Source organism: Mangrovactinospora gilvigrisea (assembly GCF_001879105.1).
In the GTDB taxonomy this organism is placed as follows: Bacteria; Actinomycetota; Actinomycetes; order Streptomycetales; family Streptomycetaceae; genus Mangrovactinospora; species Mangrovactinospora gilvigrisea.
On sequence record NZ_MLCF01000002.1, the window covers coordinates 47,520 to 66,419 of the forward strand.

Genomic DNA, 18,900 nt, shown 5'->3' on the forward strand with positions numbered 1-18,900 from the left:
CCGCCATGCCAACGACCACAGAAGAGGCGGGCCGCGCATTCCCGCTGCCCGGTGCTCGTGCCCTGGCGTGGCTCCGGTCGGCAGCCGCCCGCCCAGGGCCCACCCGGTGCCTACCCGGGGCCCGAACCGGGCGGCTCGCCGGCCGCGGGTGAGCTGGGCAGGTCACGGCGCCGGTTGAACGGGCCGGCCAACAACAGCGCCCACGAGACGGTCACCCAGATCGCGCCGAGTGCCACCGCGGAGCGCAGGCCGATCACCGAGGCCAGTGCACCGCCCGCAAGCGCGCCGAGCGGTGTGGCGCCGTAGGTGAAGAACTGCATGCTGACCGTGACGCGGCCCAACAGCTCCGGCGGGCAGTACTGCTGGCGGAAGGTCGACTTGATGACGCTGCTGCTCGCCAGGCCGGTGGCCGCCAGCGCTCCCCCGGCGACGGCGAACGGCAGCGTCGAGGCGGAGGTGGTCAGCGGGATCAGGAGCGCGGGGGCCGTCGCGAGCGCCTGCGTGACCAGCAGGGCCCGCGCGGAGCCGAACCGGCGTGCCAGCCGCCCGGCCAGCAGCGCTCCGGCCAGGCCGCCGGCGCTCATCATCCCCATCGCCCCTCCGATCACCCCGGGGGCGATGCCCGCGCTGCGGACCAGGTAGGGGATCAGGATCGCCTGGTAGGCGGTGAGCCCGACGTTGATGACCGCGCTTACTGCGGTCAGCGAGCGCAGGTACCGGTCGCGGGCGATCATCCGGACGCCGTCCGCGACGGAGCGGCGGAAGGATTGGGGGGTGACAGCTCCCGCCCCGGCCGGGCTCCGGTCGAGCGTGGGCAGCCGGGCGGCCAGGCCGAAGGCGATGAGGTAGGACAGGGCGTCGAAGACCACGGTCGCTGCGGCTCCGACCGCCTGCACGAGCGCTCCCCCGGCGCTCGGGCCGGCCACGCTGACCACCGCGTTCCCCGCCTGCATGCGGCTGTTGGCCGCGGCCAGCGCCTCCGGTTGGGCCAGGCGGGGCAGCAGCACCTGGTAGGAGGTCTCCGACACCACGCTGCACGCCCCGGCGACCAGGGCGACGGACACGATCAAAGGCATCGTCAGCCGGCCGGTCGCGGACGCGGCCGGAACGGCAGCCACCGCCAGCATGGCCGCGGCGCTGCAGGCCAGGATCAGCGTCCTGGGCTGGGACCGGTCGACCAGTGTTCCGGCGGGCAGGCCGATCACCAGCCAGGGCAGCCATGCGGCTGCGGTCAGCAGGGAGACCTGGAAGGCGGATGCGTGGAGCGCGGTGAGCGACAGGACGGGCAGGGCGATGGCGGTGAAGGTGCTGCCGAACTTGGAGATCGTCGAGCCGCACAGCAGGGCGGCAAACCCTGGGCGGCAGACCATCGTGGAGGCCTTGGCTGACATTAGGGGTCGGCGCTCCTTTCGCAGACAGGGAAAAGAGGGATCGGGCCGTGCGCGCATGGCGGCAGGGCCCCCGGGTACGGGGCCCTGCCGCCATGCGGCACGCGGGGAGAGGGGAAGCGGCGGCCGGTCCGCGCCGCGCTACCGCGCGGCGGACCCCTGGCCGCGGGCGTGCGCAAGGACCTCGCCCACCAGGGCCTTCACGCTGCGGGTCATGTCGAGCCGGTGGACGTTCCACGGGATCCGGGCGAGGTCGTCGGCGGCCATCGACCACCACGCCTCGATGTTCTCGGCGGGAACCTCGCGGTCGCGGGCGCCGGCACGCTCCAGCGCGGTGCCCAGGTCGATGCCGCAGTAGAAGTCGTGGAAGGTGTGGCCGTAGAAGCGGGAGGCGGCGGCGAGCAGCTCCACGCCGCCGTGGTCCTCGCTGGACAGGATCAGCCCGCTGACCACGACGTGGTAGCCGTTGCGGAGGTAGACCTCCGCGAGGCTGCGCATCGCGTCGAACACGACGCGCTTGTTGTACTCGCCCGGCACGGTCTGCCAGTTGAACATGTCGGTGTCGATGTGCGCGCAGGGATAGCCGAGCTCGGCGCGCAGCGCCTCTCCCAGGGTGGTTTTGCCCGCTCCGGCCGGTCCGCGCAGGACGAAGGTGTGCATGACTGCCTCTCTGATCCACGACGAAGGCGCCGGCGGGCGCACCGCGTGCGCCCGCCGACAGGCGAGGGGTTCATGACGTGACCCGGCGAAAAACAAGCACCCGCAGCCAGCCGCTTCACGGCGAAGCGGCAGGCCGCCGAAGCGGCGTGCCGACAGAGCCCGTCCACGGCACGCGGTCGGCATGCGAACAGGCTCAACGCGACGGTTTCGCCCTACAGGCGCGGCAGCACCGACCGCCCCGCACCACGCGGCGCGCAGGCCGCCGGCGCGGGGATCGGTTCAGCCGGGGTCACGCGGCACAGGCGTCGGCGGCGCACCTGCGCCGCGTCGACGCCCGTACCGGGCCAGGGCCTTCAGGTCGGATCGTCGTCCGAGGACGATGGCTGCACCATGGACCCGATCATCGATCATCCGGAGACGCAAGGTAACCCCCCAACGCCGCCGATCTTCGTATCCGCCGTACATGCTCGCGCGACGACGAGATGAGACGGGTGTCAGCGCGACGACATTGGGCTTCTGGATCATCCGCTGGCAACCTTCCGACGCATGGAGGCCTGACGGTCAATCAGCAGAGGTGTTGGCGGGGGTCGAAGGCGTTGGTCTCGCCGTTGATTCTCGGTTGACCAGGCAGAAGCGGGCCGTGAAACTCCCCGTGTGACTAGTGATCAGTCTGAGGCGGCAGTGTCGGTGACCCTTCGGCAGCTCGAGGCGGACGATTGGCCGGTGGTGCACACCTGGGGCCGGCTTCTGGACTACTGCCGCTTTCAGCCCTGGGGTCCCGACACCGAGGACGAGTCCCGGGCCTTCGTCGCGGAAGCCGCCGCCGCCTGGACGGCCGCGCCCCAGATCCGCTACGCGTATCTGGTCAGTGTCGACGGCCAAGCCGCGGGGACCGCCGAGCTGAACATCCGCAATGCGGCTCACCGCCATGGGGAGCTCTCCTACGGCCTCCACCCGCGGGTGTGGGGCAAGGGGATCGGCACCGCTGTTGCGCAGCAGCTGCTGGAGATCGGGTTCAACCAGTTGGGACTGCACCGGATCATGGGCACCTGCGACCCGCGCAATGTCGGCTCCGCCCGCGTCCTGGCCAAGGCCGGTATGACCTACGAGGGGCGGATGCGCCAGACCTTGAGGATCCGCGACGGATGGCGCGACTCGGAGCTGTTCAGCATCCTCGAGGACGAGTGGCGCCCTGCGTCGGACTGAGCAAGGCACCGGTAGGGCGAAGGCCCGGCCGCCGTCGATCACGTGGATGCGGTCCATCGCCCACAGCGTCCAGGCCCGGTGCGAGACCACGATCATGAGGCGCAGGGTGCGGGTGCGGCCCAGTGCGGCGAACACCTCCTGCTCGGCCTCGGCGTCGATCGCCGGGGTGGGCTCGTCCAGGATCCAGATCGGCGCCCGCCGCAGATGGATCCGGGCCAGCGCCAGGCGCTGCCACTGCCCGCCGGAGATGCCCACCCCGCCCCACTGCTCCCCCACCTGGGGATCCAGGCCGTCGGGCATGGCGCGGACGAAGTCGGCGGTATGCGTCGCCTCCAGGGCTCGCTTCGTCACCCCAGGCGTTCGCCAACCCGAGAGCCGCGAGCCTGGTCGCGCTCCTGACGGTGCTTTTGGCCACCCTGAACCCGCCGGAGCCGGGGCGCCTCGGAGGAGGACACCTGACGCCCGCTCAGCCCGGTCGCTGGAGTCGGCGGCGGGCGAACTCCAGTCGTTCCTCGTTCCCGGCGGGATCGTCCAGGCCGGTGGCGTCGCCTCGCAGGATCCGGTCGGCGAAGTAGAGCATGTTCACCGCGTACCGGAAGTCCAGGAACACCTCCAGCGCGCGCTCCGCCTCGGCGCGGGAGAGTGCGCCCTCGGCAAGGTAGGCGTCGACAAGCGGGGCCGCCTCGCCCTGCGGGGCGCCCACGTCCATCACCACGGTGGCGAGGTCGAAGACGCGCGGGCCGAGGTCGGCCGAGCCCCAGTCCAGGAGACCGCAGGCACCGGCGGCGTCGTCCAGGCGGAAGTGCTCGGGCGCCGGGTCGACATGGACCGGGCCCCAGGTTAGCGTCTCCGCCCGCATCGCCTCCAGGTCGTCGGCGACCCGCCGGAGCGCGGGACGGATCCACGGGCGCAGGCCGAGCACCGCGGGGTCCGCGCCCGCGGGCAGCAGCCCGAGGAGGTGCAGCCGCGCCTGACGCGGCGTCACCGCCTCGGTGCCCAGCGCGCGGTGGACGCGGCCCAGCGTCGCGCCCGCCGCCTTGAGGTCGGCGTCGCTCCGGTGGTCCGGCTCCCGCCCGGGCACCCAGCGCAGCAGCGCCACCTCATGGCCGGCGGCGGAGACGACGCGTCGGCCGTCGGCCGCGGCCACCGGCGCACCGCAGGCGACAGCGGCGCCGGACTCCTCGACATCCAGGGCGAACCGAAGCCCGCGGCGGAAGCGCTCCGCCTCGGCGCCGTCCGGCACCGCCTTGACAGCCCAATGCCCGCCGCCGCACCGCACCTCCCAGGCAACCGAGTTCATGCCACCTCGCAGCGGGACGACCTGGGGATCGCGGAGCCGCCAGTGGCACTCCAACAAGTCCTGCACCGGAACCGGAAACGACATGGCGCCGGACCCTAACAGAGCCCGGCGCCGTGTGGGAGCGGGTCAGCCCGGCTGGCCGACGCCGCGGCGGCGGGCGGCCAGGGAGCGGAAGAAGTTCACGACCAGCAGCAGCGGCAGGATGAAGGCCTTGACAAAGATGAAGTAGGTGCCGCCCTGGAAGACGAAGGCCAGATAGACGCCGTACCCCGCGAACGCCAGCCCGAAGAGGGCGTTGACGACCCGCCAGCCCCTGCTCTGCCGGCCCCCGGATCTGGCCAGGACGACCATCACCACACCGCTGACCATCAGCAGCAGGACGCACCACGAGAAGCCCGCGGTATCGGCCTGGCTATGTAACCGAGGGCGGAGGCGGCCGCGGGAAGACCCTCAGCGCCTTTGCGCGGGGCCTGGCAGCGCTGCGCCAGTACACCGCCCGCACCGCGAGGACCAAGGTTTCCTGCCCGCACGTGGAGAGCATCGTCCTGGCCGGCGGCACCACGGCCGAGGTCCGGCTGGGGGTCTGGATCTCCAACATCAAGTCCCCTACGCGGCGGGCGAAGCTGACCGACGATCAGTGCGCGGCGCTCGCCGAGGCCGGCCTCGAACTCGGCTGAGTCGGCCGCCTCCTCGGTCATCGGATCTTTGTCGTAGGCGGGTGGCAGTCTGCCCGGATGCCTGCCACCTCCAGCGAACAGACCCAGCCCGCCGCGCAGCACCAGGCCGCCATGGTCGACACCCTCCTCAAGTACCGGGCCATCCGCACCACCCGCGTCGAAGAGGCGATGCGCAGCGTCCCCCGGCACGTCTTCATCCCCGAGGCGCCACTGGCCGACGCCTACCAGCCGACCCGCCCGTACGTGACCAAGACCGACGCGGCCGGGAGGTCGATAAGCTCCGCCTCCGCCCCCTCCGTGGTCGCCGGCCAACTCGAAGAGGCGGATCCCCGCCCCGGTCAGCACATCCTGGAGATCGGCTCCGGCACCGGCTACAACGCCGCCCTGCTGGCCCACCTGGTCGGCCCCACCGGCCGGGTGACGACCATCGAGTACGACCCGGACACCGCGCAGCGCGCCCGCACCGCCCTCCCGGCGGCGGGCTTCGACACCGTCCAGGTGATCACCGGCGACGGGGCCCTCGGCCACCCCGCCGGCGCCCCCTACGACACCATCCTGGTCACCGCCGGCGCCTGGGACATCCCCGCCGCCTGGCGCGAGCAGCTGGCCCCCGAAGGGCGCCTGATCGTCCCCGCCGACCTGCCCTGGCCCACCTCCCTGACGCTCCAGCACTCCCCCGCCGGCGACGGAGTGCTGCACGCCCTCGCCTACCAGACCTGCGGGTTCATCGCGATGGAAGGATCGACCGCCCACCCCCGTCGCATCGTCTCCGCCGGCCACGGCGCGATCCGCCTGGTCGCCGAGGACCGTGCAGCGCTCGACGAGGACGCGCTCGCCGACGTCCTGGACCACGCCGGGCACACCGCCTTCACCGGCGCCGTCGTGGGTGACGGGCCCAGCTACGATCACCTTTTCTGGTGGCTGACGGACCGTCTGCCGGGCTTCTGCAAGGCCGTCATGACGCCTGAGCGGGTCGCCGACGGCACCTTCGCGCCGCTCAACGGCTGGGGCGCACCCGCCGTCCACGACCGGGCCAGCCTCGCCTACCTGACCAACCGGCGCGGCATGGGCGACGCGGCGGGGAATCCGTTCGAGCTCGGGGTCCGCGGCCACGGACCTACCGGCGCCGCCCTGGCCGAACACGTCGCCGAAGTGATCGCCGCATGGCAGGCCGGCCCCCGCGCCCAGACGATGCCGCACATCCAGGTCCACCCCCGCCCAGCCGACACCGCGGCCGCAGGCGCGGCCGCGGACATCCCGGCTGCGGGGACGGTCATCGAGCGGCCCAGCTGCCGCATCACCATCGGATGGCAGCCGGCCGATCCGCAGGACCCCCGCCAGAGCTGATACCCCCGCGCTACGACGACGCCTCCGCGATCACCTGGTCGACCACCCGGCCCAACGGCTGCACGGCGTCGACGATGGTGGCGCCGAAGCGGCGGTAGTTCGCCTCGAAGGTGGTGTGCCAGCCCAGGATCGCCGCCAGCTCCTCCGGGGAGCTGCCGTATCCTTCGCCGCGCGCCGCAAGGCGCGCGGTCACGGTCGGCGCGTCGGCCACCAGGGCCACCACCTTGGCGAACAGGTGCCAGACCTTGTCGTCGCCGGCTGCGACGCCGCACAGGAACACCGGCTCGCCCAAGCGCTGCGCCTCGGCGTGCAGAGCGGTGATCCGCTCCACGCTCAGCACCCAGTCGTGCGCGGCGAACCAGACGTGCCGGTCCAGGTCGGGATCGTCGCGGTCCAGTTCGGCGCGCTCGCCCGTGGCCCGGCTGATCCAGTCGGCGAAGGCGTCCTCGTCCACGCCCCGTGCACAAAACCCGCGGGCCCGAAGCTCCTTGAGCACCGCCGACTTGCCGGTCCCCGACAGGCCCGTGACGTAGATCAGGGACATCCAGTGCTCCGTCCGGCTCATCCCCGCAGCCGGCCTCTCCGCTCGGGAGGCTGCCGCGGAGGGCCCACTTGCGATCTTGAAAGCGGCGCCGAGTCAACCAGCCCGGCAGCCAGGACGCAAGAGAATTGATCATGCGGAGGAGTCGCGGACGGCCACGGCAGTGTCGGGCTGCGGGAGTGATGCGGACCGCTGCGGGTCGGCGGGCGCGGCGTCAGCGGAGCCGGTTCTCGGTGCGGATCATGCGGCGCAGGCTGGTGCGGGCCGCGGTCAGGTCCTCCTCCAGAGCGCGAACCCGCGCCTCGAGGGCGGTGTTGTGCTCGGTGGCCTGCTTCAGTTGGTCCGCGAGCTGCTGGTTGCGGGCCGTCAGGTCGTCGACCCGGACGGTCAGGTCGGGGCGGCTGGCCTCGTCCAGTTGGCGGCCGAGCTGATGTCGCAGGGCGGTGCGCAATTCGTCGCGTTCGGCGCGCAGAGCGGTGATGGTGGTGCGGGCGTGTTCCAGGTCGGTGCGCAGGGTGGCGGCGGTGGGGCCGCCGGATCGGGTGTGGGGGCGCAGGGCGGTCTGTTGGCGCAGGCGGGCATCGTCGATGTACTCGCGGATGCCGGGGCGGTAGGTCAGCCAGGTGGAGACGCCGGCTTTGCGGGCGACCGCAGAGAAGGTGATGCGCTCGCCGGCGCCCTCCAGGGCGGCCAGGGCGGTGCGGGCGCGGTGGCGGGCCTCGATACTGGCCTGGCGGCGGGCGGCCCGCAGCGGGCCGGGGTTGCCGGCGGGGTTCACCGCGCCGGGCCTTCGCCGGCGTCGTCGGGGTGGTGACGCACGGTCAGGGGCAGCACCGGCCGGCCCCCGCAGTGCCGGGCGCCCCAGTTAGACTGCGATATGGCAGACGACATTGCGTGGGTTGGCGACAGCTGGTTTGAGAAGAGCCCTCACGGTCCGGGAATGTCCGGAGATATCTCTCTCACCGCGTTCCGTGGAACCAAAGTCGCGGATTTTTTGGAACGACTCGGGGCCGACCGGCAGCTGATCGACCAGGAGCTTCCTTACCGGGAGGCGTCGGAGCGTTGGCCTGTGGAGGATGACGACTCTCTGTGCATGTACGGCACGCACGGCGAGTGGTCCTACGTCATCGAGGGCATCGGGGCGGCCAGTTGGTACTGGCTGAGTATCGCGCGTGACGCATCCGCGGCCGGCCGGGAGGGTGAGGAGCTCGTCTGCTTCCACCGGGGCCTGCCCGCGGGCCGCCCCGCGCTGTCCTACTGTCCCGGCAACGGCGAGACCTGGCACGCCGCCGACTTCGGCGAGAGTCTTCGCGCCGGTTACCGGCCGCCCCGCCCCGATCCCAGCGGGAAGGTCGCCGCGTTGGATGCGGCGATGCGCGCCGGCGGGGCCGTCTTCGGCGATCGCCCGGACTTCTCGGATGATCCCAGGGACAACTGGCCCAAGCGCCGCGCCTGGACCCGGGAGGCGTTCACGGCGATAGGCGCCCACCTCGGGTTGTCCGTGCCCAGGCTGTCGGTCGTCGACGGGCAGTTGCCTGCCGCGGTCATTCCCAGCTTCATGCGCTAGCGGCTGCGGGGTGGCGCCTCCTTGAGGCGCCACCCCCTCCAACTACGCCCGCGTCACTGAAGAATTGCGGACATCGTGCACTTCACGGCCAGGGCGTCTGTTGAGCAGTCGGCGGCGAGATTGGGGTCCATCCAGTAGGCGTCTCCCTTGAGGAGCCGCATATTCGTGATGAAGCCGCCGAACGGTGACATCACACCGCTGTTTTGGCTGCTGGACATCACCGAGCGGCCGCACTTCTCGGTCCACGTCGGATCGATGTCGCGCTCGTCGTTGTACAGGTGCCAGGTGGTGTTGTTCACCTTCGTCACGTAGGTCTGAACGCATTCGTCACCCGAGCCCACCGCGTTGAGTCCGCCCAGGCTGGCCGGCATGCCCGCGCTGTTGTAGGAGGCGTTGAAGGCGTACTCGTCGCAGCTCAGCGTGTCCGTAATGCCCGCGGGCGTCGCGTTGGGGTTGCCCTTGGCAGCCGCCCAACCACTTGGGCAGATCAGGTCCCGGTTGTTGCCCTGTCCGTTGTCGCCGCCGGGCAGGTAGTACATCGGTGAGGCCTGGCCCGGCTCTCCGGGTTGCCCGTCGTGGCTCGGCAGCTTGTGCTGGATCAGCCATGCGTGCGCGGCAGGCATCGGGTACTTGCCTGCGTTGAGGGTGTAGGTGGGCGCGTAGTTGTCGAACACGCACTTCCCGGGAGGTCCGCTGAGGACGGTGTCGCAGCGGATCTCCGACAGTTCGGTGTTGTCCGTCCAGTTCACGTCCATGCCGCCGAGGGCGGTCTGTGCGTTCAGGGCGTCGCTGAGGTGGAAGGTGGTGTTCACGTCGGCGGCGGAGCCGCCGTCCCAGGACAGGACCTCGTGGTAGGTCGCGGACGGGTCGGCCGCGGAGGTCCACTTGGGGAGCGTCGAGCCCCATCCCGAGCCCGATCCGGAGACCACGGAGCAGTCCGGGCACGACACGGTGAGGCCGGGGAACTCGATCGGCCACATGCTGGCGGGCACGGACTTCGGCTGGAAGGTCCAGTCGGTGGTGACGGTGTTCGCGCTGAGCACGGCGCGGATCGTGACCTGGAAGACCGCTGTGGTCAGATTCCCGTCGACGTCGGCGTGCGCAAGGTTCAGCAGTGGGTAGGAGCACGCCTCGTCGCGCACGGCCAGGTGTAGTTGTCCGGGATGTTCGGCGAGCACCAGTCGGCAGCGGCTTGGGGCTTGGCGAGGTGCGGGTCCGTGGCGCCCGTCTTCTTCGCGGGGTATTCGAACCAGGCGCAGTCCTTGCCACCGTCGGAGCTGGGGGTGCACTTCGGCTGCTGCTGAGGACCGGCGAGCTGCGGCGCAGACTTGCGGAGGGATGAGATCCCCGGGTCGTAGGGCGGGTGGGACTGGTTGTCCGGTGCCTGGTCCTTGAGGTTGACCGAGGCGGCGGCGTTGCTGTCGGGAAGGGTCAGATCGACGGCATGGCCGCCGGTTGGCGCCGCGGTGACATGGAACTGCGCCCAGTCCGACCAGTCGGTCTGGTACAGGTCACCGTCGTAGCCCGAGGCGCGGAACCGGTAGGTGTGGCCGTCCTTGAGGAGGTTCGCGGGTACCTGGACCGACACCGGGGTTCCGGCGGCGGCGAAGGAGGAGACCAGGGGGCCGCCGACAGTGGTTCCGGGACTCGCGGTGTCCTCGATGACGAAGGTGCCGTCGACCTTGTCGTTGTCCCCGTCGTCGATGGTGGCCTGGAGCGTCGGGGTGAGGGAGTTGACCTGCCAGATGCCGTTGGTTTGCGTCGCGGACGGCCCGACCTTGAGGTCGTGTACGTTGCCGGGCCGAAAGTCCCAGGTGACCTTCAGGGTCGGTGGGTTCGAGGCGGCCTCGGAGGAGTTGACCCGCTTCCAGGACATGGTGTTGTCGTCGGTCGCCCGCAATCCCATGTAGCCGGTCGTCGCCTGCTGGCCGGACCAGTAGGAGACCAGGTTGGTCACGTCCGCGTGGATCCAGCCCGCGTCGTTGTACGGGGGGTTGCCGAGCGTGCTGTAGGAGGTGACGAAGGACTGCAGCCAGGAGGGCTGCTTGGCCCAGTTGGCGGTGTGGTCGAAGGAGGAGGTGGCGTAGACGTCCCAGGGGTGGCCGTGGCCGTCGGTGGCGGCCGAGTGGAAGTTCCACAGGGACAGCTGCGCGCTTTCCACCACTGCGTTGGCGAACGGCTTGGTGTTCCACGCGATCAGGGATCGTGCTGTGCGCGCGGTGCCGTCGGCGTTGGTGGTGCCGGGGTTGCCGAAGTCCAGTTCGGTCTCGCCGGACTTGTCGCCGCTCTCGCCCTGCTGGGCGTAGGTGTCGACCAGGTTGCCCAGATTCTGCGTGCTGGGGTCGACGGTGACCGGGTAGCGGGTTGAGGGTGCGGCGAGGAAGGCTGCGTCCGGGGTGTAGACGAGGTCGACGTGGCCGGGCCGGCTGTTGGTCGCCCGCACGGTGACCGGTGCGGTGTGGTCGTGCACGCCGGCCTTGTTGGTGTGGGTGTCCCACATCCTCGGGGCCGCCAGGGCGGCCTTGACCCTGCCGGCGGCGTCGGCGAACTGGACCTGCCCGCCCTTGCTCACCGAGGCCTTCAGCTTCCCGGTGTCGACGGGGAGCGTGTAGGAGAACCCGGCTCCGGGGCGCTTGTTGAGGTCTACGAACTGCTCGAAGCCGGTGCGGGTGGCTTCGATGCGCAGGTCGTATCCGGGTCCGACGCTGCGGTAGGTCGCCCTCGTCCCGTGCAGCTCCGGGCTCGGAAGATGGCCCTTCCAGCCGATGGTGACCTTCTGGGTGCCGTGTCCCAGGGTGACCAGTGGAGCCGTGGAACGGCCCGAGGAAGACGGAGTCTGGGCAAGGGTGCCCGTGCCGCCCGAGACAGACAGCGATTCAGGTGCCGACCTCGGCGTGACGGCGCCATCGGCGTTTCGGCGGAGCGTGGGGTCGAGTGCAATCCAGCGGCCGGCCCGCTTCAGCCGCGTGGGGCCGGACGTCAGCGTCGTCGTCAGGGTGCCGGTCGGGTTGACGACGGTGGTGGAATCTGCGGTGGTCGCCTGCGGAAGCGCGACGGTCTTGTGCGTGTGCTTGGCCGTGGCGATCGCCCGGGATATCGGTCCCGGCGCGATGTCTGCCGAGCGGGTTGTCGCGTGCGCCGACGCGGTGCTCACCGTGGCGGCGGCCGTCGCGATCAACGCTGCGGCCGCGGCCCAACTGACGGGGCGTCTGTGGCGGTGCTTGGTAGGTGAAGACACGGAACCTGTGCCCTTTCTGTGCGCCGTACACGCACGAGCACCGGACCGTACTGGAACATGCGTTCGCCATCCAGACAGTATCCATACCGTCACAGCGCTTCCCGGCCACCACAAGTGATGCCACATCACTCCAGGTCCAGGCGCACCATTCCGCACCCGAGCCGGTCGGGGCACGCCCGGGACATGGCATATACATGGGTCTAAGTTGACCTGAAGGCAACCTTGGACCGCTCAGCCCGACTGCGCTCCGGTCGGGCCGGTTCGGCCGGCGCGGCGTGCCGGGAGGGACAGGCGGGCGGAGCGGGAGCGGTCGGCACGTGGCAAACGTAGCCAGCAGCTTGTGCCGGGACGGATGCGGAGACGGCCGACGTTGGTGCAAGCCGTGCCCGACACAAACGTCCCTCACACTCCAGGCAGCCGCAGATATCAGCGTGCACGGTCAGCAGGTTGGCCTCGTAGGTGGCCATGCCCGCCTGCATCGGGGTAGGGCGTCTACAGGGGCGGTGACGATGCGCGCAGTGACGACGCCGGAGGCCGCATGAGGGTCATGACATGGAATCTGTGGTGGCGCTTCGGCCCCTGGCAGCAGCGGCGGTGCGCCATCAGCGCCGTGCTGCACGAGCTGAGGCCCGACCTCGTCGGCCTGCAGGAGGTCTGGGCGGACGGCGGGGCGAACCTGGCCCGCGACCTCGCCGAGAAGTTGGGCATGCACTGCGTGTGGGCGCCCTCGCGCGCACCCGGGCGATGGCAGCGGCGGATCGACCAGGGCGGCCTCGACATCGGCAACGCGATCCTCAGCCGCTGGCCGATCACCGAGCAGGCCGTCCTGCAACTGCCCGCCCCACCGCAGCAGGAGGATGACGGCCGGCTCGCGCTGTACGCGCAGATCGCCGCGCCCACGCATGCGGTGCCGATGTTCACCACCCAGCTGAGCTCCATGCTCGACGCCTCCGCGCTGCGCTGCCGACAGGTGCGCGCACTGGCCGCCTTCGTCGCCACCCACCAATCCGGCACCGCCTTCCCCCCGGTGCTCACCGGCGACCTCAACGCCTGGCCGGACTCCGACGAGGTCCGGCTGCTCGGCGGCTACAAGACCGCGCCGGCCGTGCCCGGGCAGGTCTTCTTCGACGCCCGGGAGTACGCCGCCCTGGGCCAGACCGCGGCGACCTGGGACCGGGCCAACCCCCACGTCGCCGCCGGGCACGAGCCCAGCGCCCGCATCGACTACATCCACCTCGGCCCACCCGGACCCGGCGGCCTCGGCCACGTCACCGCAGTGCGCCGGGCCGGGGACCGGCCGGTCGACGGCACCTGGCCCTCCGACCACACCGCCGTCCTGGCCGACCTCACCCACCCCGCCTGCCCAGCACCTGCCTGAGCCGCGGCCGCCAACAAGTGCCGCAGCGTCAGACCGGGTCGGGGAACTTGCCCTTCATCCATGCGGCGCCCGGATGGTGCTGGCGGTCCACGTCGGCTCGCACGGCTGCCAGGTCGTAGGCGGCCTGGCGCCGCTCGATGGTATAGCCGAGGTCCCGGCACGCCGGACACGGTGCGCCCCGCCTACGATCCGGGCCGGTTCACCCTGGCCGAGCGGGAGCAGGCCAAGGCCGAGGAGCTGACCGCGAGCGGCTTCGAGCAGGTATCGCGGGCCACGCCTGGCCTATCGCAGACAGGGCTTGTGGGGGCTGGTGGACCATCGCAGCGCTCGTACCGCGAGGCGAGTTGCCCCTGGCTGTCCCAGCTCAGGTTCTGGGTGCCCTCGGTGGTGGTGATGGCTGTGGTGTCGCCGGAGGCGTCGTATTGGTAGTTGGCGGTGCGCGCATCCGCGTTGGCGCCGGTGGCGGTGGTCTTGATGAGGGTGTGGGCCTGGTCGCCGGCCGTGCCTTGGGTGGGGTAGGTGTAGGTGATGTTGGAACCCGTGCTACTCGGCGGCGGCCTACCCAGAGAAACGCCTACGTTTTGAGGAGCTCCACACCATCGGCGGCAAGAATATCTTCTACCTCACAAACGATTTCCGCTCGCGCCGCACGGTCAAGATCGAGATCTTCCGTGCCAATACAGCTTCCGATGACGTGAATTCGCATTGCTTCGGCAGAGGGTACCAAAGGAAAACCGATGTCCTCTGGCTCTTCTCCCGTGATCGCGATCCGAATGAGTCCTTGAGCAAGCCGCTGATCGACAGTGGCTCCACTTCTCTCCGCACGCTCGGCGACTCTGCAGGCAAACTCTCGGATGGCGTCCGCCTCGGGCGGGGATTTGAATCGTCGACGCATTATGCTGGTGAAGGTTTCAGCGGCGACATATACCTGCTCCTTGAGTAGCCGCCGATCACCTTCGCTGACGCGATGGAGTTTTTTCGAATCCCCATTCAGTACCGCCACCATCCATACCCCAGCGACGGATTCAGGACCACAGAGTCTTTTCGTGCGACGGAACAATTCTACCTCCCGGCTGAGAGTGTCTGATTCTTTGTGGGTGCCCCGTGTCTGGTGTGGTGTCTAGAAGTCGGTGATGCGGTCGCCGTAGAAGCCGGCCAGGGTGTTGATCGCCTCCTTCCAGTCGTAGGTCCGCCCGGTCGGATTGACCCGGTTGGGCTGCCGGTCCCGGATGACCAGGTAGAGCACCTTCAACGCGGCCTGCTCGTCCGGGAAGTGCCCCCGCCGCCGAGTCGCCTGCCGGAACCGGGAGTTCAGAGACTCGATCATGTTGGTCGTGTAGACCATTCTGCGGATCTCGGGCGGGAACCGCAGGAAGACGGTGAAGTGCTCCCAGTTGCGGCGCCAGACCGCGATCGCCGCCGGATGCCGCTCGCCCCAGGCCTGCTCGAACTCGGCGAACCGGGCCTCGGCCGCCTCCGCGGTCGGGGCGGTGTAGCCCGTCCGCAGTTCCTTGGCGATCTGCGACCAGTGCTTGGTCGAGCAGTACTACAGGGAGTTGCGGACCATGTGGACCACACACAGCTGCATGTCGGCCAGCGGCCAGATGGCGGCGATGGAGTCCGGCAGCCCCTTCAGCCCGTCGCAGCAGGCGATCAGCACGTCCTCCACCCCGCGGTTCTTCAGCTCCGTCAGCCAGGTCATCCAGGTCTTGGCGCCCTCGCCGCCGGTGCCCACCCACATGCCCAAAACGTCCCGCTCGCCCTCGAGGTTGATGCCGACCGCCACGTAGACCGGGCGGTTGGCCACCGCCCCGTCGCGGATCTTGACCACGATCGCGTCGATCATGATGACGGCGTAGACGCGGTCCAGCGGATGCATCCGCCAGACATCCAACTCCTCGCTGACCTTCTCCGTCGCCCGGGAGATCAGATCGCGCGAGACGTCGACGTCGTAGATCTCCGCGAGGTGGGCCTGGATCTCACCCGTCGTCAGCCCCTTGGCATGCAGGGAGACAACCGCCTGGTCGAAGCCCTCCAGGCGGCGGGTGTGCTTGGGCACGATCTTCGGGGAGAAGGAGCCGGCGCGGTCGCGGGGGATGTCCAGTTCCACCGGGCCGACGTCAGTCAGCACGGTCTTCTTCGAACTCCCGTTGCGGATGTTGCCGCCCGCCGACGGGCGTTCGCCGCGTTCGCAGCCGAGGTGGTCGGCCATCTCGGCCTCCAACGCGCCCTCGATGACCCGCTTGACCAGGTCGCCCAGGAGTCCGTCGCGGCCCACCAGGCCGGCGCCGTCGCGCCGGGTCCGCTCGATCTGACGGTCCGTCAGTTGCTGTTCTAGTTCCTGCGTTCGCGCCACTTCCGCCCCCACCTGCTGCTCGCCGATCTCGTGGGGATGCTCGTAGCTGCTGCCCATCATGATCCTTCCCGGCGGAGACGGTGCCTCATGCCATCCGGGTCAGACCGGGGCAAACACAAGGTCAGGACTGTCCCGCAGGTCGGGATGTCCTCCTCCGGCTGCCGCAATGATGCGGCCGCGCCCGCCACCTGCTGCGCCGCGGCTTCACCAGGCAGCGCCGATGCCCAGATGCCGGCAGACTTCGCGAGGTCGGATGTCGGCGCCGCCCACGGCACCGGTTTACCACGCACGGTTTCAAGCAGTTGGAAACGGCGTTGAACCAGGTGCACCTGCGCGGCGGCTGGTTCATGGAGAACTTCCTGGGCCACCTCGATACGGTCGCCCGCTTCAGCATGCTCGCCTCGACGATCCGCGCGGACCTGCCGCTGCCGCTGGTGGCCACCGCCGACCTGGCCCGCGCGGCCGCCGAGGAACTCACCGGCCCCGGCAGCGCCATCGAGGGGATCCGCGAAGTGCAGGGCCCGCACGACCTGACGTTCCACCAGGCGGCCGACGCCCTCGCCCACGCCCAAGGCACCCGGTGCGCGCTCAGAACCGGCTGGTCACCGATGCCGCGTTCAACGACGGCCGGGTGGCCTTCCGCCGCCCCCGCTCCCCCTTCGACGCCGCCTCGATGCGGTTCGAGCACTTCCTGCCCTACGCCTGGATCACCGCCTACCAGCAGGCGGACCGGCCCGCGGCGACCGGATTCCCCCTCTGGCTGGCCGAGCACGCCGCCCAGAGATAGCCGCCCGCGCCCGACACATCCGCACACACCCGCCGACAGCGCACCGGACCCCATCCCCGGTCCGCCCACGCCACCCACCCACCACGGTCATGAAAGTGAGGCCACGATGACCGGTTGGACCCCGCAGGAACTCACCGCGCTGGCAGAGACCGAGGAATGGGGCCTCGCCCCCCACCGCCGCGACACAACGCTGCGCACCCCCACCACCATCTGGGGCGTCCGCGTCGGCGACGACATCTACGTCCGCTCCTGGCGCGGCGCCGGCGGCCACTGGTACCGGGCGGCCCAGCGCACCCGTACCGGGCGCATCAGCGCCGCCGAACTGACCAAGGACGTGCGGTTCGTCGAGGCCGACACCTCCCTGGTCGCCGCCATCGACGAGGCCTACCGGCTCAAGTACCGGCGTTATGCCGGCAGCTACCTGGAGCCCATGCTCCAGCCGCAGGCGCAGGCCGCCACCTTGACACTCCTCCCGAGGTGACAGCCAATCCCACCGCGCAATGGAGGCGGCCGCAACCTGGGCAACGACGTCGACGCCAGGGCCCCGCCCAGCTCGGCCGCTCGCCAGCCGCGCCTGCAACCATGCCAATGGTCCATGAAGCTGATCAACGCGCACTCATCTTGCTCCAACATGAGCAGCACGCACTGGATCTGAACAATCTTCAGATCACAGGACCCACACCTTCAGCGAGAGCCGGACCGAGTGACCGAAGTCCCCCGCCACGCCGGCCCACCGACTCCCATCAACTGATCAGGCCAGGTCAGCTCGGTGACGTCTGATCAACTTCAGGACTCGTGGACATCAGCGTGACGCGCTCGCCAAGGCCGGCCTGGAGCTCGCGTGAGGCGCCCGCGTGCCTGCCGCCGGTCAGGTGGACCGACGGTAGACCCCGTCCGGGTCGGTGTCGTTGGCGTAGTCCTCCCAGTCCAGGTTGGCCTGCCCGAGGTTGACCTCCACCACTAAGGATGATTCTCTTCAATCCACGTGAGAATATCATCTATATCTACCGGTTTCGACGTGTCGACCACGAGGGTCTCTGAGATCGGCAGGGCTTCTGCTTTGGCCCACCGGTTCGACCATTCATCGCCCTCGATAAGAGGGCCGTGAATTCTATGCCTGGATGAGAATCTGGCTTCACAGCGAGATCGCGCGAGAGCGATCGGCACGCTGCACCAAATTTGGAACACCGAGTCTACGCCGGCGCGCTCAAGACCAGGCTGGACGAACTTCCAAGTCTCATCCCCGGGCCACGTAGATTCGAGAACCATTCCGCAGGGAGAGTCTCTCAGGAACGACCACATGGTCTCGCTCGCCGCCGCACCGTACATCTTATTCCAGTACAGACCCAACCAGTCCTCGAAAGGACGAATGCCGATTGTATCGGCAAGCGCTTCCTTGATGACATCCTTGCTCGCCAGCGGGATGCCAAGTACATTTGACAGCTCACGAGCAAGGGTAGACTTACCCGATCCAGGAACGCCATTCACCAGAACGGCAACTTTATTCGAACCTTGAGTCTTGACGCCTTGCATACTACCAACTTTCACTGGTTGATCCTAGAGACAAACCATAAACCTCTGCATACGCGCTTCCCGCCAACGATGACGGGTGGCCCAGACCGCAGATCGTCTCTCTCCCGGGTTAGTGCTCCGGCCGGGAAGGCTCCTCGGTTTCCGTGGCGGCGATGAGTGCAGGGAGCGTGGCCAGGTCGGGTGCATAGTGGGGGACGCCGGGGTTCGGGGTGCGCACCAGGATCGCATTGAGGCCGACCGCGTGGGCCCCGGCGACATCGGCGGCGGGATTGTCGCCGATCATCCAGACCCGGTCCGGGTGACCGGTGGCGGCCAGGGCGAGGCGGAACGCCTCGGGGTGGGGCTTCTCGTAGCCGGTGACCGCGGAGTTGACGACCGCGTCCACGTGCAGATCCAGGCCGAGGCCTTGAAGAATGCGGGGCAGTTCCGGGACATGGTTGGACAAGACGGCGTGACGCCAGCCCTGCCGCGTCAGCTCGGCGAGGGCGGGGACGGTGTCGGCGAACACCTCCCAGCGGGCGGGGTCAGTGTAGCGCACGGGTACGAGCCGGGCCGCGCTCTGCGCGTGGGACGGCGACAGCCCCAGGCGCAGGAGTGCCTCGGACAGGACGCCGGTCAGGTGGTGCCACCAGGCACGTGAATCGGCAAGGTGCGGGTGCGCGGTGTCCGGGGTGTGCCAGGGGAACCCGGAGGAAAGGACCGCGGCGATCTGGGCCCGCTGGTAGCCGTGGCCCGGATACTCGGCGTCGAGTACCTCAAGGACAGTTCCTGACCAGCGGCCGGGGCGTTGACCCAGGGTTCCGTCGAAGTCCCACAGCAGTACCTGGTTGCCGGTCACGGTTGGTCCTTCCCGAGCGGTCGGCCGGTGAACCCGGCGGCCCGGGGTGATGATCCTCCGGGCCATAGGGGGAGGTGAAGGCGC

20 protein-coding genes and 3 pseudogenes are annotated in these 18,900 nt (G+C 69.8%); 7 read left to right on the plus strand and 16 right to left on the minus strand.

Annotated features, from left to right (window positions below):
• Positions 1-110: 110 nt before the first annotated feature.
• From BIV57_RS00240 to BIV57_RS24400, 3 genes are all read right to left on the minus strand, one after another.
• Positions 111-1,391 carry an MFS transporter gene (locus BIV57_RS00240; protein WP_175548608.1) on the minus strand — a complete coding sequence of 427 codons (1,281 nt, stop codon included), beginning with the start codon at positions 1,389-1,391 and terminating at the stop codon, positions 111-113.
• A gap of 138 nt (positions 1,392-1,529) precedes the next feature.
• Positions 1,530-2,048 carry an AAA family ATPase gene (locus tag BIV57_RS00245; RefSeq protein ID WP_071654513.1) on the minus strand — a complete coding sequence of 173 codons (519 nt, stop codon included), beginning with the start codon at positions 2,046-2,048 and terminating at the stop codon, positions 1,530-1,532.
• Positions 2,049-2,327: 279 nt separating this feature from the next.
• Positions 2,328-2,573, minus strand: a complete 246-nt coding sequence (locus tag BIV57_RS24400) for a hypothetical protein (protein WP_139275329.1) — start codon at positions 2,571-2,573, stop codon at positions 2,328-2,330.
• A 162-nt stretch (positions 2,574-2,735) separates the two neighbouring features.
• Between BIV57_RS24400 and BIV57_RS00250 the strand changes: the two genes are divergently transcribed.
• The gene (locus BIV57_RS00250; protein ID WP_245797360.1) at positions 2,736-3,254 is read left to right on the plus strand and encodes a GNAT family N-acetyltransferase; all 519 of its coding nucleotides are present in this window, start codon (positions 2,736-2,738) and stop codon (positions 3,252-3,254) included.
• A gap of 177 nt (positions 3,255-3,431) precedes the next feature.
• On the opposite strand, the pseudogene BIV57_RS26675 reads toward BIV57_RS00250, so the two are convergent.
• The 3 genes and pseudogenes from BIV57_RS26675 to BIV57_RS00265 form a co-directional block, all read right to left on the minus strand.
• Positions 3,432-3,554 (minus strand): annotated as a pseudogene (locus BIV57_RS26675) (ATP-binding cassette domain-containing protein); the annotation flags it as partial.
• A gap of 166 nt (positions 3,555-3,720) precedes the next feature.
• Complete coding sequence (locus tag BIV57_RS00260) at positions 3,721-4,638, minus strand: phosphotransferase enzyme family protein (RefSeq protein ID WP_079169871.1); 918 nt, start codon at positions 4,636-4,638, stop codon at positions 3,721-3,723.
• A gap of 42 nt (positions 4,639-4,680) precedes the next feature.
• Positions 4,681-4,923 (minus strand): hypothetical protein, encoded by a 243-nt coding sequence (locus BIV57_RS00265; RefSeq protein ID WP_071654516.1) that lies wholly within the window; start codon positions 4,921-4,923, stop codon positions 4,681-4,683.
• A gap of 98 nt (positions 4,924-5,021) precedes the next feature.
• Here BIV57_RS00265 and BIV57_RS00270 point away from each other — a divergent pair.
• Both BIV57_RS00270 and fxlM read left to right on the plus strand, forming a co-directional pair.
• Positions 5,022-5,231 (plus strand): annotated as a pseudogene (locus tag BIV57_RS00270) (helicase associated domain-containing protein); the annotation flags it as partial.
• A gap of 57 nt (positions 5,232-5,288) precedes the next feature.
• Positions 5,289-6,578: a methyltransferase, FxLD system gene (gene fxlM, locus BIV57_RS00275; protein ID WP_071654517.1), complete on the plus strand. Its 1,290-nt coding sequence runs from the start codon at positions 5,289-5,291 to the stop codon at positions 6,576-6,578.
• 10 nt (positions 6,579-6,588) lie between these two features.
• Here fxlM and BIV57_RS00280 read toward each other — a convergent pair whose 3' ends face one another.
• Together BIV57_RS00280 and BIV57_RS00285 are read right to left on the minus strand one after the other, a co-directional pair.
• Complete coding sequence (locus BIV57_RS00280; protein WP_071654518.1) at positions 6,589-7,122, minus strand: hypothetical protein; 534 nt, start codon at positions 7,120-7,122, stop codon at positions 6,589-6,591.
• 211 nt (positions 7,123-7,333) lie between these two features.
• Positions 7,334-7,897, minus strand: coding sequence for a DUF6262 family protein (locus tag BIV57_RS00285; RefSeq protein WP_175548609.1), 564 nt, complete (start codon positions 7,895-7,897; stop codon positions 7,334-7,336).
• Between the two features lie 162 nt (positions 7,898-8,059).
• On the opposite strand from BIV57_RS00285, the gene BIV57_RS00290 reads away from it, so the two are divergent.
• Positions 8,060-8,686 carry a hypothetical protein gene (locus tag BIV57_RS00290; RefSeq protein WP_079169873.1) on the plus strand — a complete coding sequence of 209 codons (627 nt, stop codon included), beginning with the start codon at positions 8,060-8,062 and terminating at the stop codon, positions 8,684-8,686.
• A 53-nt stretch (positions 8,687-8,739) separates the two neighbouring features.
• Here BIV57_RS00290 and BIV57_RS00295 read toward each other — a convergent pair whose 3' ends face one another.
• Both BIV57_RS00295 and BIV57_RS00300 read right to left on the minus strand, forming a co-directional pair.
• Positions 8,740-9,828 (minus strand): hypothetical protein, encoded by a 1,089-nt coding sequence (locus BIV57_RS00295; protein WP_071654520.1) that lies wholly within the window; start codon positions 9,826-9,828, stop codon positions 8,740-8,742.
• Positions 9,795-11,840 carry a DNRLRE domain-containing protein gene (locus tag BIV57_RS00300; RefSeq protein ID WP_139275331.1) on the minus strand — a complete coding sequence of 682 codons (2,046 nt, stop codon included), beginning with the start codon at positions 11,838-11,840 and terminating at the stop codon, positions 9,795-9,797. Before BIV57_RS00300 ends, BIV57_RS00295 begins: the two co-directional genes overlap by 34 nt.
• Positions 11,841-12,462: 622 nt before the next feature.
• Between BIV57_RS00300 and BIV57_RS00305 the strand changes: the two genes are divergently transcribed.
• The gene (locus BIV57_RS00305) at positions 12,463-13,302 is read left to right on the plus strand and encodes an endonuclease/exonuclease/phosphatase family protein (RefSeq protein WP_071654522.1); all 840 of its coding nucleotides are present in this window, start codon (positions 12,463-12,465) and stop codon (positions 13,300-13,302) included.
• Positions 13,303-13,876: 574 nt separating this feature from the next.
• Here BIV57_RS00305 and BIV57_RS24405 read toward each other — a convergent pair.
• The 3 genes and pseudogenes from BIV57_RS24405 to BIV57_RS00320 all read right to left on the minus strand — a co-directional run bounded on the left by BIV57_RS24405 (position 13,877) and on the right by BIV57_RS00320 (position 16,224).
• Positions 13,877-14,308: a hypothetical protein gene (locus BIV57_RS24405; RefSeq protein WP_139275333.1), complete on the minus strand. Its 432-nt coding sequence runs from the start codon at positions 14,306-14,308 to the stop codon at positions 13,877-13,879.
• 114 nt (positions 14,309-14,422) lie between these two features.
• A pseudogene (locus BIV57_RS25510) lies at positions 14,423-15,715 on the minus strand (IS256 family transposase).
• Positions 15,715-16,224, minus strand: a complete 510-nt coding sequence (locus BIV57_RS00320) for a hypothetical protein (protein WP_071654524.1) — start codon at positions 16,222-16,224, stop codon at positions 15,715-15,717. The pseudogene BIV57_RS25510 and the gene BIV57_RS00320 overlap by 1 nt, the downstream one beginning before the upstream one ends.
• Before the next feature lie 14 nt (positions 16,225-16,238).
• Between BIV57_RS00320 and BIV57_RS00325 the strand changes: the two genes are divergently transcribed.
• Together BIV57_RS00325 and BIV57_RS00330 are read left to right on the plus strand one after the other, a co-directional pair.
• Positions 16,239-16,445, plus strand: a complete 207-nt coding sequence (locus tag BIV57_RS00325; RefSeq protein WP_071654525.1) for a hypothetical protein — start codon at positions 16,239-16,241, stop codon at positions 16,443-16,445.
• A 106-nt stretch (positions 16,446-16,551) separates the two neighbouring features.
• The gene (locus BIV57_RS00330; protein WP_071654526.1) at positions 16,552-16,926 is read left to right on the plus strand and encodes a DUF2255 family protein; all 375 of its coding nucleotides are present in this window, start codon (positions 16,552-16,554) and stop codon (positions 16,924-16,926) included.
• Positions 16,927-17,313: 387 nt separating this feature from the next.
• Here BIV57_RS00330 and BIV57_RS26680 read toward each other — a convergent pair whose 3' ends face one another.
• The 3 genes from BIV57_RS26680 to BIV57_RS00340 form a co-directional block, all read right to left on the minus strand.
• Complete coding sequence (locus BIV57_RS26680; RefSeq protein ID WP_419185672.1) at positions 17,314-17,406, minus strand: DUF6924 domain-containing protein; 93 nt, start codon at positions 17,404-17,406, stop codon at positions 17,314-17,316.
• Complete coding sequence (locus tag BIV57_RS00335; protein WP_139275335.1) at positions 17,406-17,993, minus strand: P-loop nucleotide/nucleoside kinase family protein; 588 nt, start codon at positions 17,991-17,993, stop codon at positions 17,406-17,408. Before BIV57_RS00335 ends, BIV57_RS26680 begins: the two co-directional genes overlap by 1 nt.
• A gap of 94 nt (positions 17,994-18,087) precedes the next feature.
• Positions 18,088-18,816, minus strand: a complete 729-nt coding sequence (locus tag BIV57_RS00340) for an HAD family hydrolase (RefSeq protein ID WP_071654528.1) — start codon at positions 18,814-18,816, stop codon at positions 18,088-18,090.
• Between the last annotated feature and the right edge of the window lie 84 nt (positions 18,817-18,900).

Bases quoted from the DNA above. Each gene is read 5' to 3' on its own strand.
- BIV57_RS00240 (WP_175548608.1), bottom strand. From the start codon at position 1,391: ATGTCAGCCAAGGCCTCCACGATGGTCTGCCGCCCAGGGTTTGCCGCC.
- BIV57_RS00245 (WP_071654513.1), bottom strand. From the start codon at position 2,048: ATGCACACCTTCGTCCTGCGCGGACCGGCCGGAGCGGGCAAAACCACC.
- BIV57_RS24400 (WP_139275329.1), bottom strand. From the start codon at position 2,573: ATGATCCAGAAGCCCAATGTCGTCGCGCTGACACCCGTCTCATCTCGT.
- BIV57_RS00260 (WP_079169871.1), bottom strand. From the start codon at position 4,638: ATGTCGTTTCCGGTTCCGGTGCAGGACTTGTTGGAGTGCCACTGGCGG.
- BIV57_RS00265 (WP_071654516.1), bottom strand. From the start codon at position 4,923: ATGGTCAGCGGTGTGGTGATGGTCGTCCTGGCCAGATCCGGGGGCCGG.
- fxlM (WP_071654517.1), top strand. From the start codon at position 5,289: ATGCCTGCCACCTCCAGCGAACAGACCCAGCCCGCCGCGCAGCACCAG.
- BIV57_RS00280 (WP_071654518.1), bottom strand. From the start codon at position 7,122: ATGTCCCTGATCTACGTCACGGGCCTGTCGGGGACCGGCAAGTCGGCG.
- BIV57_RS00290 (WP_079169873.1), top strand. From the start codon at position 8,060: ATGTCCGGAGATATCTCTCTCACCGCGTTCCGTGGAACCAAAGTCGCG.
- BIV57_RS00305 (WP_071654522.1), top strand. From the start codon at position 12,463: ATGAGGGTCATGACATGGAATCTGTGGTGGCGCTTCGGCCCCTGGCAG.
- BIV57_RS24405 (WP_139275333.1), bottom strand. From the start codon at position 14,308: ATGGTGGCGGTACTGAATGGGGATTCGAAAAAACTCCATCGCGTCAGC.
- BIV57_RS00330 (WP_071654526.1), top strand. From the start codon at position 16,552: ATGACCGGTTGGACCCCGCAGGAACTCACCGCGCTGGCAGAGACCGAG.